This is a genomic window from Micromonospora noduli (genome assembly GCF_003264365.1).
GTDB lineage: Bacteria > Actinomycetota > Actinomycetes > Mycobacteriales > Micromonosporaceae > Micromonospora > Micromonospora noduli.
On record NZ_PYAK01000008.1, the window covers coordinates 186,188 to 198,802 of the forward strand.

Below are 12,615 nucleotides of genomic sequence, written 5' to 3' on the forward strand. Positions count from 1 at the left end.
CTTCCGCGCGTCGTCGAGAGGGGAACGCCATGGCCGGATGGACGATCGAGAGCCCACAACGGCTCACAGTTGACGCTCCGGTCGTCCGGCTGGACGTTCGACTGATCAGTGGGCGGCTCAACGTGGTCGCCACCGACGGGCCGACCCGGATCGACGTGACCCAGGTCGGCCGTCGGCCGGTCCTGATCGACCACACCGACGGTCGGCTCAGCATCCGCCAGGAACGCGGTCGGGGCTGGTCGGACGTCCTGCGCTGGTTCCGGATGATCCACCGCTATCCCCGGGTGGACGTCTCCATCGCCGTGCCCGCCGACGTCCTCGCCGATCTGGGCCTGGTCGCGGGCTCGCTGGTCGCCTCCGGCCTGCGCCGGCAGACCACCGCCAACGTCGTCGCCGGCCAGATCACCCTGATGGGGCTGCGCGGCAGCACCTCCGCGAAGCTCACCTCGGGGCCGGTCGAGGCGCTCGGCGTCCGCGGCGACCTCACAGTGGAGACGGTCTCCGGGGAGGTGATCCTCGCCGACAGCGCCGCCGACCGGGTACGGGCACAGACCGTCTCCGGCGCCATCACCTGCGATCTGGACAACCCCCGGCGCAGCGAGATCCGGTTGACCACCATCTCGGGCAGCATCACCGTCCGGGTCCGCGCGGACAGCGACCTCGCCGTCCAGCTGAACACCGCCTCCGGCCGGATCACCAGCGGCTTTCCGCAGCTACGCACCTCGACGTTCCCACTGCCCAGCAGCGAGGGGGTGCTCGGCGCCGGCGACGGTAAGCTCTGGGCTTCCGCGACCTCGGGGAGCATCGCCCTGCTCGCCCGAGCCGTCGACGACGATGCAGAGGAGCTGCCGTGACCGCCGTGTTCAGCCACGGGCGGCTCCGGCTCTACCTGCTCAAGCTCCTCGACGACGGCCCGAAGCACGGCTACGAGCTGATCCGCCTGCTGGAGGACCGCTTCCTCGGGCTGTACGCGCCCAGCGCCGGCACCATCTACCCCCGCCTGCAACGGCTGGAGGTCGAGGGTCTGGTCAGCCACACCGCGGCCGGCGGCCGCAAGACGTACGACATCACCGATGCCGGTCGGGCGGAGCTGCGCCAGCGGGCCGGCGAGTTGACCGCGTTGGAAACGGACATCGCAGCCTCCGTGGCGGACCTCTCCAGCCTGGCCGGCGAGATCCGCAGCGAGGTACGCGGGTCGGCACGCGACCTCAAGCGGGAGCTGAGCGAGGCCACCCGGCAGACCCGGCGGGCCCGGTGGGAGGCGCCCGCGCCGCCGCCCCGCCCGGCGGCGACCGGAGGGCCGCAGGCCGAGCTGCTCGACGAGTTGAACCAGCGGCTAGCCGCGTTCACCGCCGAGGTGGGCCGGCTGATGCGCGCCCGACAGTTCAGCGACACCCAGTTGCGCACCGCGATCCGGCTTCTCGACGGCGCCCTCGACGGGCTGCGTCGCCTGCTGCGCTGACCGGCGTCGCCGGACGGCCGGCGACTCACAGCCTTTTTGCAGGAAGCGTCCAGCGCTGGCGCAGTGAAGTCACCGATGATGGGCGCATGCCCGCTACCCAGACCGAGGCGCGACTGCTCGTCGTCGAGGACGACCCCAACATCCTCGAACTGCTCTCCGCGAGCCTGCGGTTCGCGGGCTTCGACGTGGCCACCGCGACAAGTGGGAGCGCCGCGCTCAACGCCGCCAAGGACCACCGGCCCGACCTGGTGGTGCTCGACGTGATGCTCCCCGACCTTGACGGCTTCGAGGTCATCCGGATGCTCCGCGAGGGCGGCACGCGTACCCCGGTGGTGTTCCTGACCGCCCGGGACGCCACCGACGACAAGATCCGTGGGCTGACCCTGGGCGGCGACGACTACGTCACGAAGCCGTTCAGCCTGGAGGAACTGACCGCCCGGATCCGCGCCGTGCTGCGCCGCACCACTACCGGCGAGCAGGCCCCGTCCCGGCTCACCTTCGCCGACCTGGAGTTGGACGAGGAGACCCACGAGGTGCACCGTGCCGGCCAGCGGGTGCAGCTCTCGCCGACCGAGTTCAAGCTGCTGCGGTACCTGATGCTCAACGCCAACCGGGTGCTCTCCAAGGCGCAGATCCTCGACCACGTCTGGAACTACGACTTCCGGGGCGACGACAACATCGTCGAGTCCTACATCTCGTACCTGCGGCGCAAGGTCGACACCACCCAACCCCGGCTGATCCACACTCTTCGCGGCGTCGGGTACGTCCTGCGCAAGCCGGCGGCGTGAACGCGGTCCAGCAGGCGAAAGGGCGGGTCCGCAGCGTTCCGCTGCGGGTGAAGCTGGTCACCTCGGTGCTCGCGCTGGTCGCCGTCGCGCTTCTGGTGATCAGCTCGCTGACCGCGTACTTCCTTCGCAACTACCTGGAGGGCCAGGTCGACGGGCAGGTCCGGTCGACCGCGCAGGGCCTCGGCCAGGTGCTTCTGAAGCTGCGCAGCGGTGAGGTCGGCGCGATGCTGCCCAGCGACTACGTCGTGATCGTGGCCGACGAGCGGCGGGTGTACGACCCCCAGTACGACACGCGCAGCTTCGACCCTGAACAGCTGCCCACTTTTCCCGCCAGCCGCAAGGACTTCGAGGCTGCGGAGGGCGAGCCGCGCACCGTCATCTCACACGATCGCCTCACCCGGTGGCGGGTCTACTACGCGGCTCAACCGGACGGCTCGGTGCTGGCCGTGGGTCAGCCGCTCACCGACGTGGACCGGGCGGTGAAGCAGCTCGTCTGGATAGACCTCCTGGTCGGTGGCGCAGTGCTGATCATGCTGGCCTCGGTCGGCGCGGCGATCGTCCGGACCAGCCTCAAGCCCCTCGTCGAGATCGAACAGACCGCCGCCGCGATCGCCGGCGGTGACCTGACCCGCCGGGTGCCCGACCCGGAGGAGGGCCAGGCCGAGCCGACCTCGGAGCTGGGCCGGCTCTCCCGTGCGCTGAACGCGATGCTCACCCAGATCGAGGCGGCGTTCACCGCCCGAGCCGCGTCGGAGACCTCGGCCCGGTGGGCGGAGAGCGCCGCCCGGGACGCCGCCGCCGCCGCTCAGGCGTCCGAGGCGCGGGCCATCCGCTCCGAGGAGCGGATGCGGCAGTTCGTCGCCGACGCCTCCCACGAGCTGCGGACTCCGCTCACCACCATCCGTGGCTTCGCCGAGCTGTACCGGCAGGGTGCCGCCCGTGCGCCGGAGCAGACCGCCGGTCTGCTGCGCCGCATCGAGGACGAGGCGGCCCGGATGGGGCTGCTGGTGGAGGACCTGCTGCTGCTCGCCCGGTTGGACATGGAACGGCCGCTCTCGCTCACCCCGGTGGAGCTGCCGGTGCTCGCCTCCGACGCGGTGCAGGCCGCCCGGGCGATGGCACCGGACCGGCGGATCGAGCTGGAGATCGCGCCCGAATCGGGCCCACTCGTCGTCTCCGCCGACGACGCGCGACTACGGCAGGTGATCGGCAACCTGGTCACCAACGCGCTCACCCACACCCCACCGGAGGCCGAGATCCGGGTACGGCTGCGCGTCGAACCGGGTGGCTTCGCCATCGTGGAGGTGGCCGACACCGGCCCCGGCCTCTCGGCCGAGCAGGCGGAACGCGTCTTCGAGCGGTTCTACCGGGCCGACGCGGCCCGTACCCGACGGGCCGACGGCAACACCGGCACCGGCCTCGGCCTGGCCATCGTGGCGGCGCTGGTCGCCGCCCACCACGGCTCGGTCGAGGTGGCCGAGACGCCCGGCGGCGGGGCCACCTTCCGGGTTCGGCTGCCGCTGCTGCCGCAGGTCGACGGAGCGGGCGAGTGACTTTCAGCCAACTTCCAGGACGGTTCCAGGTTGATTGCAGTGCCGGGGGAGAAGGTAGTGCCATGACCGAGTTCGAGTCCGACCCGCAGCGCCGGCCGGCCCCCACCGACGCCGAGCCGTCGCACCCCACCGCCGAGCTGCCGCGCGACGAGCGCGTGCAGTCCGACTCCCCGACCACTCCCGTACCGGTCGTCTCGACCAGCGGCGACCCGACGGTCGCCGCCCCCACCGGTGACGCCGAGACCACCGCCGTCACCCCGGCGGGGTACACCGGCTCCTCCGCGCCCGCCGGCCCGCCGGCCGCCGCTCAGCCGACCGGGTACGAGCCGTCGACCGGCTACGAGCGCCCGGCCGCCACCCCTTCCGCGCCGCCGTACCCGGTCTCCGGTCACCCGGCGCCCGGCCAGCCCGGCTACCCACAGCCGACCGCCGGCCACTACCCCGGTGCTCCCTGGTACCCGGGCCAGCAGTCCGGCTGGGCCGGCGGGGGCCAGCCGGGGATGCCGTACGCCCAGCACCAGCAGCACCCCGGGCAGCACGCCCAGCACCCCGGACAGCACCCGCACCACCCGGGCCAGCCGGTCCCGCCGTGGGGCCCGCAGGTCGCGCCGCCCGGCAGCGGCCCCCGGCCGGGTCGGATCGCCAAGTTCGCCGGTGCCGGTGTCGCGGTGTTCGCCCTGATGCTCGGTTCCGGTGTTGCCGGTGGGGCGCTCGCGCTCGCCCTCGACGGCGACGGCGGTGGCATCACCCGCACCTACTCCGCGGCTCCCGTGATCAATGGCGCCGACCTGCCGAAGATCGCCGCGTCGGTGCAGGACAGCGTCGTCTCGATCACCACCGACAGCGGTGAGGGCTCCGGAGTGGTGCTCAGCGCCGACGGGTACGTGCTGACCAACAACCACGTGGTCGCGTCCGCCGCCGGCGACGCCGTGCGGGTGGTCTTCGCCGACGGCAAGACCGCCGACGCGAAGATCATCGGCACCGACCCGAAGACCGACCTGGCCGTGGTGAAGGCCAACGGGGTGAACGACCTCAAGCCGGCCAAGTTCGGCGACAGCGACGCCATGCAGGTCGGCGACCAGGTGCTGGCCCTGGGCAGCCCGCTCGGTCTGCAGGGTTCGGTGACCTCGGGCATCCTCAGCGCCCGGGACCGCACCATCCGTGCCGGTGAGGGGCAGCCGCAGGACCCGACCCAGCAGCAGAGCCAGCCGGTCAGCTCGATCTCCGGCCTGCTCCAGACGGACGCGCCGATCAACCCCGGCAACTCCGGTGGTGCGCTGGTCAACACCCGGGGTGAGGTGATCGGCGTCAACACCGCCATCGCGACCTCCGGGCAGAGCACCGGCAACATCGGTGTCGGGTTCGCCATCCCCAGCAACAAGGCCAAGGACGTCGCGGGCAAGCTCCAGCGGGGCGAGAAGGTCAGCCACCCGTCCCTCGGAGTCGGCGTCAACCAGGCCGAGGGCGGCGGCGCCCTCGTCGCGTCGGTCACCCCGGGCAGCCCGGCGGAGAAGGCCGGCCTCCAGCGCGGCGACGTCGTCACCCGGTTCGGCGACAAGCCCGTCAACGACTCGGACGACCTGGTCGGCGCGGTGCAGGCCGGCAAGGTCGGCGACCGGGTCGAGGTGCAGTTCAAGCGCAACGGTGTCGAGAAGTCGGCGACCGTGACGCTCGCCGAAACGTCCTGACCAGTTATCTGAACCTGCTTCCTCCCTCCGGCGGCGGGTGGCGGGGCCGAGGGGGTCGGCTCCGTCACCCGCCGCTTCTTTCCGCCCGGACGGCGGTTCACCCGGATCGGGTGAACCGCCGTCACCCGTCCGCCCGGCAGGTTCGGAGGGCGACGACCGGAACCGGGGGTGGGGTGCCATGACCGAGATGGTGGGTGTCCGCGACGACCAGCGGATCCAACGCGACGTTCTGGCCGAGCTGGCCTGGGACGCCCGGCTGCAACCGAACGAGATCGGGGTGACAGTCGACCAGGGCGTGGTCACCCTGACCGGATTCGTGGACGGTGCCGCCCGCGGCTGGGCCGCGACGCGGTGCGCACAGCGGGTTCGCGGCGTACGGGCGGTGGCCGACGAGATGGAGGTGCGGCTTCCCGGCACTCCGGGGCGTACCGACGCCGAGGTCGCCAACGCCGCCACCCGCGCCTTGGAGTGGGACAGCTTCGTGCCCGCCGAACGGCTGGACGTGACAGTGGCCAACGGCTGGCTGATGCTGCGCGGTGAGGTCGAGTTCGGGTGGCAGCGGCGGGCCGCCGAGGGCGAGGTGCGCCGGCTCGACGGCGTACGGGGGATCACCAACCTGATCGAGGTACGACCCGCGGCGCCACCGGCTGCCGAGCGGTTGCGGCGGGACGTCCAGCGGGCGCTGCTGCGCACGCTCGGCGGCGAGCGGGTGACCGTCGAGGTGGACGGCGACACGCTGGTCCTCGCCGGCGTGGTCCGTTCCTGGTGGGAACGCGATCAGGTCGAGCGGGTGGCGTGGTCCGCGCCCGGGGTGCGGGTGGTCCACGACCAACTCCTGGTGGGCGGGTGATCGTCCGCCATGTCCGGTTTACCCGGGACGCCATCGGGAAACCGCCGCCGACCGGCGGTGCCGCCGCACCGGGGGAGCAACGGGGAGGACTCGTGGCCGTGAACCACCCGCCTGCGGGCCGCCCTGAGGAGCGGTCGCTGCGCATCGCGATGGTGGTTCCGCCGTGGTTGTCCGTACCGCCGCCCGGCTACGGCGGCCTTGAACAGGTCGTCGCCGCCCTGGTGGACGCACTCTGCGGGCAGGGGCACTCGGTGACCCTGTTCGGCGCCGGAGATGACCACGGCACGGCGGCCGACGGCTTCGTCTCCACGGTGGCCGAGGTCCAGTACGAGCGGCTCGGCGAGTCACTGCCCGAGCTGGCACATCTGGCCCGGGTGAATCGGCTGATCAGCCCGGCCGACTTCGACGTGATCCACGACCACACCACGATCGGTCCGCTGGTCGCCGGCCGCCGGGCCGTGCCGACGGTCGCGACCGTGCACGGCAACCCCGTGGGGGAGTACGGCGACGTGCTGAGCGACATCGACGCGGGCGTCGCACTGGTGGCCATCTCGCACGCCCAGCGCCGGCTGAACCCGAACCTGCCCTGGGCCGGCACGGTGCACAACGCGCTCGACATCCGCGGCTTCCCGCGCAAGCACACGCCCGGCGCGGGGCCGGTGCTGTGGCTGGCCCGGTTCAGCCCGGACAAGGGCCCGGACACCGCCATCCGGGCGTGCCGGGCGGCCGGACTGCCCCTGCTGTTGGCCGGCAAGTGCAACGAGCCGGCCGAGCGTCGCTACTACGAGCAGGTCGTCGCGCCGATGGTCGACGACGACGTGACAGTCGTGCTCAACGCGGACCGCGCGACGACGCTGCGGATGCTTGTCGACGCGCGCTGCCTGATCATGCCCATCCAGTGGGACGAGCCGTTCGGCATGGTGATGCTGGAGGCGATGGCCACCGGCACGCCGGTGGTCGCGCTCAACAGAGGTGCGGTGCCGGAGCTGGTGCGGCCGGGGCTGACCGGGCTCGTCGTCGAACGGTCGGAGGAGCTACCCGCGGCGTTGCTCGCGGCGGAGCGACTCGACCCGGAGGACTGCGTGGCGCACGTCGCGCGGAACTTCTCGGTCGAGCGGATGGCGAGCGGCTACGCGGAGGTCTATCGGCGCTTCGCCCTCGGCCGGCACGACGTCCGTGAACCGGCCCGGGTGCCGGTGCGCTGACCCACCGGTCTCCGCCGGGTCAGGCTCCGGTCGCGCCCAGCTCGGCCATGGCGGCGTCGAGCCGAGAGGCGTACGCCGGGCTGATGCCGCCCTCACCGAGACGGACGGCGACCTTCGCGCGCAGCCGGGCCACCGGCGGTGCCAGCTCTTCGCGGCCGGAGCTGACCGCCACGGTCAGGTTGCGCAGCTCGTTTCGCAGGTCGAGGGCAACGTCGTCGCGGATCTCGCCGGCGCTCAGGCCGGCGCCGATCAACCCGTCGACCCGGTTCGCGACCTCGGTCAGGGTGCCCGGGTTCGAGGTGGGCGCCCCGGTGGTCGGCTTCGTCGTCGGCGCCGCGGTCGGCGGGGTCGACGTGATCGGCGCGGACGACTCGGGGGCCGGCGGGTCGGTCGACGGGGCCGTCACCGGCCCGGCGGAGGGCTGCGCCCGGCGGGTCGGCTGCTGTTCGGGCAGCAGGGCCACCCCGGCCAGCGTCACCCCGACGGCCAGCACCAGCAGCAACACCAGCCGCCGCCGCGACCAGCCGGACCCGGTCGCCGGCTCGCCCAGGCCGGAGGAGGTCCCGCCGTCCGAGGTGTCTGGATCCAGTCGTGCCGCCGCCGGAGGGCTGGCCGCCGCGACGACGGGCGACTGTGGTGGCAAGGGCTGGGTGGGCACCCGGATGGTCGCCGTCGGGGGCTCGGCGGGCAGCGAGTGGTCGCGGAGCGCGGTGGCGACCTGCCGGGCGGTCGGCCGATCGGCCGGGTTCCGGGCGAGGCTGCGCAGGCAGATCTGGGCCACCGGTGCGGGCAGGTCCGGTAGGTCGGCCAGCGTCGGCGGCGGACCACTGGCCAGCGCTGCGCTGAGCTGCTCCCAGGTGTCCGCCGGATACGGGACCCGGCCGGTGAGCGCCTCGTGCAGCAGCACGCCGAGCGAGTAGACGTCGGTGGACGGTTGGGCCGGCGCGCCGTCGAGGCGTTCCGGGGCGACGTACGCCGGGGTGCCGAAGGTCTCGCCGTCCTCGTCCTCATCGGGTGCGCCGATCCGGGTGGCGATGCCGAAGTCGAGGACCTTGACGCCCGTCCCGGTCATCATCACGTTGGCCGGGGTGATGTCCCGGTGCACGATGCCGAGCCGGTGCGCGGCGGCCAACGCGTCCGCCACCTGCGCGCCCACCTGGACCGCCTCGGTCCACGGCAACGGCCCCTCGGTGAGCCGCAGCTTCAACTCCTCGCCGCTGAGCAGCTCCATCACCACGAACGAGGTGATCGAGCCGTCCGGGTCGACCGTCTCGCCGTAGTCGTGCACGGAGGTCAGGTGCGGGTGCACCAACTGGGCGGCAGCCCGTGCCTCCTCGCGCACCATGCCCCGGAACCGCGCGTCGGCGGCGAGTGACGGGGCGAGCACCTTCAGCGCGACCACCCGGTCCAGTACCTCGTCCCGGGCACGCCAGATGACCGACATGCCGCCGGCGCCGATCTGGTCCAGAAGTCGGTATCTGCGAGCCAGCAACCGGCCCGGATGCAGTGCTGCCTTCACGGATCGCACCTGCCTCAGGGGTGGGAGCGGTATCAGGTTGCGCGAATGCGTCCTGCCTGTCAACGCCGTAGCCACCAGCCGTCGACAGACGGTGCCTGCCGTGCGCTGACCGCCGGTCGACAGCGGCCCACCGGTCGGCGGCGGGCCCGTGCCAGGATGAGAGACATGGCGGGGGGACCGGTGGCGTTCGTGCTCGGCGGCGGGGGAGTGCTCGGCGCGGTCGAGGTCGGCATGTTGCGTGCCCTGTTCCGGGCCGGCATCCAACCCGACATGGTCCTCGGCACCTCGATCGGCGCGGTCAACGGCGCGATGGTCGCCGCCGACCCGTCAGAGGCGGTGACCGACCGGCTGGTCCGGCTCTGGGCCTCACCGGAGGCGAGCGAGGTGTACGGCGACTCGGTCGCCCGGCAGTTGCGCCGCTTCGCCGCCCGCACCCACCTGCACTCACCCCGGCCGCTGCGCCGCCTGTTGGAGAACGAGCTGGGGGTGGACACCACCTTCGCCGACCTGCGGGTTCCGTTCCGGTGCTGCGCCGCACACATCGAGCGGGCCGCCGAGCACTGGTTCGACAGCGGCCCGGTGGTGCCGGCGGTGATGGCGTCGGCCTCGGTGCCGGGCCTGCTCCCGCCGATGCAGATCGACGGCGCGCACTACGTGGACGGCGGCATTGTCAACTCCATCCCCATCGGCGAGGCGGTGGCCGTCGGCGCCCGCCGGATCTACGTCCTCCAGGTGGGTCGGATCGAACGGGACCTGACCCCGCCCCGTCGGCCGTGGGAGATCGCGCAGGTCGCGTTCGAGATCTCCCGCCGGCACCGCTTCTTCCGGGAGATGGCGGCTCTGCCGGAGGGGGTGGAGGTGCACGTCCTGCCGACCGGCGGGCTCAACCCACGCGACGACACACCCTGGGCGTACCGCGACATGGCGGCGGTGGGACGGCGGATCAGCCGCGCGTACACCGCCTCCCGGCGCTACCTCGCCACCCACCTGGAGCGTTGATGCCGCTGCCTCCCCGGTGGCTGCGTCGGCTGCTGATCGCCCCCGCCGTCGTGCTGCTCGCCTTCCTCGTGGTCACCACGTTGCCGATCTGGGCGCTGCTCGCCGCAGCCGCGTCCCCGCTGGTCCCGGGCCGGTTGCGCCCGCTGCGACTGCTCTGGATCGGCTGCTTCTACCTGGTCTGGGACGCCGCCGCGCTGCTCGCGCTCTTCCTGCTCTGGGTCGTCTCCGGCTTCGGCTGGCGGACCCGGTCGCCGGCCTTCCAGCGCGCGCACTACGTGCTGGCCGGCTGGTTCCTGCGGGTGCTGTTCTGGCAGGCACGTTGGACACTGCGGTTGCGCATCGACGTCGTGGGCACCGACCCGGACACCGCGCTGCCCGGCCGGCCCGAGCTGGTGCTCTGTCGGCACGCCGGGCCGGGCGACTCGTTCATCCTGATCCACGGGCTGGTCAACTGGTTCCACCGCGAGCCACGGATCGTCCTCAAGGACAGCCTCCAGTGGGATCCGGCGATCGACGTGCTGCTCAACCGGCTGCCCAACCGGTTCATCGCGCCGACTCCGGAGCGCGGCGAGGAGACGGTACGCCAGATCGGGCACCTCGCCACTGGCCTGGACGACAACGACGCGTTCGTGATCTTCCCCGAGGGCGGCAACTTCACCCCCCGGCGACGGCTGCGCGCCATCGCCCGGCTGCGCTCCCTCGGCCTGGAATGGATGGCCCTGCGCGCCGAGCGGATGCGCCACGTGCTCGCCCCGCAGCCCGGTGGGATGCTCGCCGCGCTGGACGCCGCACCGGACGCCGGGGTCATCTTCGTCGCCCACACCGGGCTGGACCGGATGCTGACCGTCGCCGACGTGTGGCGGGAACTGCCGATGGACAAGCGGATCGTGATGCGGTTCTGGTCCGTGCCGCCGGAGGACGTACCGACCGGACGGCAGCAACGCATCGACTGGCTCTTCGATTGGTGGGCGCAGATTGATGCCTGGATCGCCGCTAATCGGTAGATGTCCGCGTAGGGTGCGGGCGTGGACGAGATCTGCGTGGTGACAACGGTGGTGGATGCGCGTTCGGTCGCCGACGTGCTGGCGGCTGCGGCCGTCGCCGGCAGGCTCGCCGCCTGCGCCCAGGTGGGTGGTCAGGTGGACAGCACCTACTGGTGGCGGTCCGGGATGGAGACGAGCACCGAGTGGTCGGTGCAGTTCAAGACCGCACCGGATCGGCTCACCGCGTTGCTGGACCAGATCCGGGTCAGCCACCCGTACGAGGTGCCGGAGATCCTGGTGTCCAGGGTGGAGAGCGGCAACCCCGACTACGCCACCTGGGTGTACGAGCACACCCGATCCTGAGTACGCGCACTCTGGGTCGCACGCCGGTCGGTTGTCGATGATGACCCGGTGGACGACACCCGTTACCCCTGCCCCGCCTGCGGTGCGCCGGCCGATCTGAGCGCCGGTTGCTCCGGCTGCCATCGCGCGCCCGACCCGATTGCCGCTGAGGTGGTTCGGCTGAGCCGGGAGGTCGCCGAGCTTGAGCCGCAGGTGGAGCGGGCTCGCCGCGCGTACACCGAGCTGGCCGGACGGCTGTCGACAGTGTCCGGGCGGCGGGCCGAACTGGCCTCGGTCGTCCGCGCAGGGTTGGCGGCCTCGGTCGTGGCGCGCCCGGCGCCTGTCGTCGGTCCGACGCCGTTCATCGGCCCGGGTCCCGGGGTCGCGACGGATACGCGGCCGGGTGCGGCGGAGACCTCGACCCGGACGGTCCAAGGTCTGCTCTTCGTCCTCGGTGGACTCCTGCTGGGCACCGCGGCGGTGGTGTTCACAGCTGTCGCCTGGGCGGCGGTGGGGGTCGCCGGGCGGGCGTTGATCCTGGTGGCGTTCACAGCGCTCGCGCTGGGCGTACCGCTGCTGGCGGTCCGCCGAGGGCTGCGCGGTACGGCGGAGACGTTCGCCGCGGTGGGGTTGCTGCTGGTGGTGCTGGACGGTTACGCGGCCTGGTCGGTGGACCTGGTCGAAGTGACCGGCTGGCCGGGCAGCCGGTACGCCGCGCTGGTCGGGGGGGCCAGCGCGGCGGTCGCCGTGGCGTACGGCCGGTGGAGCGGGTTGACGGGGCCCTGGTTCGCCGCCCTGGTGGCCGCTCAGCCGGTGTTGCCGCTGCTCGCCGCCGAGGCCGGGCTGGGTGCGGCGGGGTGGGCGTTGGTAGTGCTCGGGGTGGCGTCGCTGAACCTGGCGGTGCTGGTCGCGCTGCGTGGCCGGGGAGGGGCGGCGCAACTCGTCGGCCGGGTCCTGGCCGGCGCCGGTCACGTCGGCGCGCTGGTGGGCGCCTCGGCGTGCGCGGTGGTGCCGCTGGTCGGTGGACGGGCGGGGGGCTCGCCACTGCTGGCCGGGGTGCCGCTGTTGCTGGTCGCGCTGACCGGGTTCGGTGCGACCTGGCTCGTCGGGGGGCGGGCGCTGCGGGCGGTGGCGGCCGGGCTGCTGGTGCCGGTGCTCGCCGCCGCCCTGCTGCGTCCGGTGGCGGAGCTGCGGCCGTCAGTGCTGCTGCTCGCGACGGCGACGGT

The 12,615-nt window shown here is 72.9% G+C and carries 11 protein-coding genes and 1 pseudogene; 11 read left to right on the forward strand and 1 reads right to left on the reverse strand.

Going from position 1 to position 12,615, the window contains the following annotated elements; all coding sequences use genetic code 11:
* Positions 1 to 29: 29 nt before the first annotated feature.
* The 7 genes from GUI43_RS09400 to GUI43_RS09430 all read left to right on the forward strand — a co-directional run bounded on the left by GUI43_RS09400 (position 30) and on the right by GUI43_RS09430 (position 7,546).
* Positions 30 to 854: a DUF4097 family beta strand repeat-containing protein gene (locus GUI43_RS09400; protein WP_112600976.1), complete on the forward strand. Its 825-nt coding sequence runs from the start codon at positions 30 to 32 to the stop codon at positions 852 to 854.
* On the forward strand, positions 851 to 1,462 hold the full coding sequence (locus GUI43_RS09405; protein ID WP_112583644.1) for a PadR family transcriptional regulator: 612 nt from the start codon (positions 851 to 853) through the stop codon (positions 1,460 to 1,462). Before GUI43_RS09400 ends, GUI43_RS09405 begins: the two co-directional genes overlap by 4 nt.
* A gap of 86 nt (positions 1,463 to 1,548) precedes the next feature.
* Positions 1,549 to 2,250, forward strand: a complete 702-nt coding sequence (locus tag GUI43_RS09410) for a response regulator transcription factor (protein ID WP_030336721.1) — start codon at positions 1,549 to 1,551, stop codon at positions 2,248 to 2,250.
* Entirely contained in the window at positions 2,247 to 3,803 is a 1,557-nt protein-coding gene (locus GUI43_RS09415; RefSeq protein ID WP_112698558.1) for a sensor histidine kinase, read from the forward strand. The genes GUI43_RS09410 and GUI43_RS09415 overlap by 4 nt, the downstream gene beginning before the upstream one ends.
* Positions 3,804 to 3,865: 62 nt before the next feature.
* Positions 3,866 to 5,491 carry a trypsin-like peptidase domain-containing protein gene (locus GUI43_RS09420; RefSeq protein ID WP_112698559.1) on the forward strand — a complete coding sequence of 542 codons (1,626 nt, stop codon included), beginning with the start codon at positions 3,866 to 3,868 and terminating at the stop codon, positions 5,489 to 5,491.
* A gap of 178 nt (positions 5,492 to 5,669) precedes the next feature.
* The gene (locus GUI43_RS09425) at positions 5,670 to 6,341 is read left to right on the forward strand and encodes a BON domain-containing protein (protein ID WP_167457766.1); all 672 of its coding nucleotides are present in this window, start codon (positions 5,670 to 5,672) and stop codon (positions 6,339 to 6,341) included.
* A gap of 149 nt (positions 6,342 to 6,490) precedes the next feature.
* Complete coding sequence (locus GUI43_RS09430; protein WP_112600985.1) at positions 6,491 to 7,546, forward strand: glycosyltransferase family 4 protein; 1,056 nt, start codon at positions 6,491 to 6,493, stop codon at positions 7,544 to 7,546.
* A gap of 19 nt (positions 7,547 to 7,565) precedes the next feature.
* On the opposite strand, the gene GUI43_RS09435 is transcribed toward GUI43_RS09430, so the two are convergent.
* On the reverse strand, positions 7,566 to 9,065 hold the full coding sequence (locus GUI43_RS09435) for a serine/threonine-protein kinase (RefSeq protein ID WP_112698560.1): 1,500 nt from the start codon (positions 9,063 to 9,065) through the stop codon (positions 7,566 to 7,568).
* Between the two features lie 165 nt (positions 9,066 to 9,230).
* Between GUI43_RS09435 and GUI43_RS09440 the strand changes: the two genes are divergently transcribed.
* The 4 genes and pseudogenes from GUI43_RS09440 to GUI43_RS09455 form a co-directional block, all read left to right on the forward strand.
* The gene (locus GUI43_RS09440; RefSeq protein WP_112698561.1) at positions 9,231 to 10,064 is read left to right on the forward strand and encodes a patatin-like phospholipase family protein; all 834 of its coding nucleotides are present in this window, start codon (positions 9,231 to 9,233) and stop codon (positions 10,062 to 10,064) included.
* Complete coding sequence (locus tag GUI43_RS09445; protein WP_112583639.1) at positions 10,064 to 11,068, forward strand: 1-acyl-sn-glycerol-3-phosphate acyltransferase; 1,005 nt, start codon at positions 10,064 to 10,066, stop codon at positions 11,066 to 11,068. The genes GUI43_RS09440 and GUI43_RS09445 overlap by 1 nt, the downstream gene beginning before the upstream one ends.
* Positions 11,069 to 11,089: 21 nt before the next feature.
* Positions 11,090 to 11,410, forward strand: a complete 321-nt coding sequence (gene cutA / locus GUI43_RS09450) for a divalent-cation tolerance protein CutA (RefSeq protein ID WP_091406014.1) — start codon at positions 11,090 to 11,092, stop codon at positions 11,408 to 11,410.
* Between the two features lie 48 nt (positions 11,411 to 11,458).
* Positions 11,459 to 12,615, forward strand: a pseudogene (locus tag GUI43_RS09455) (SCO7613 C-terminal domain-containing membrane protein); the annotation flags it as partial.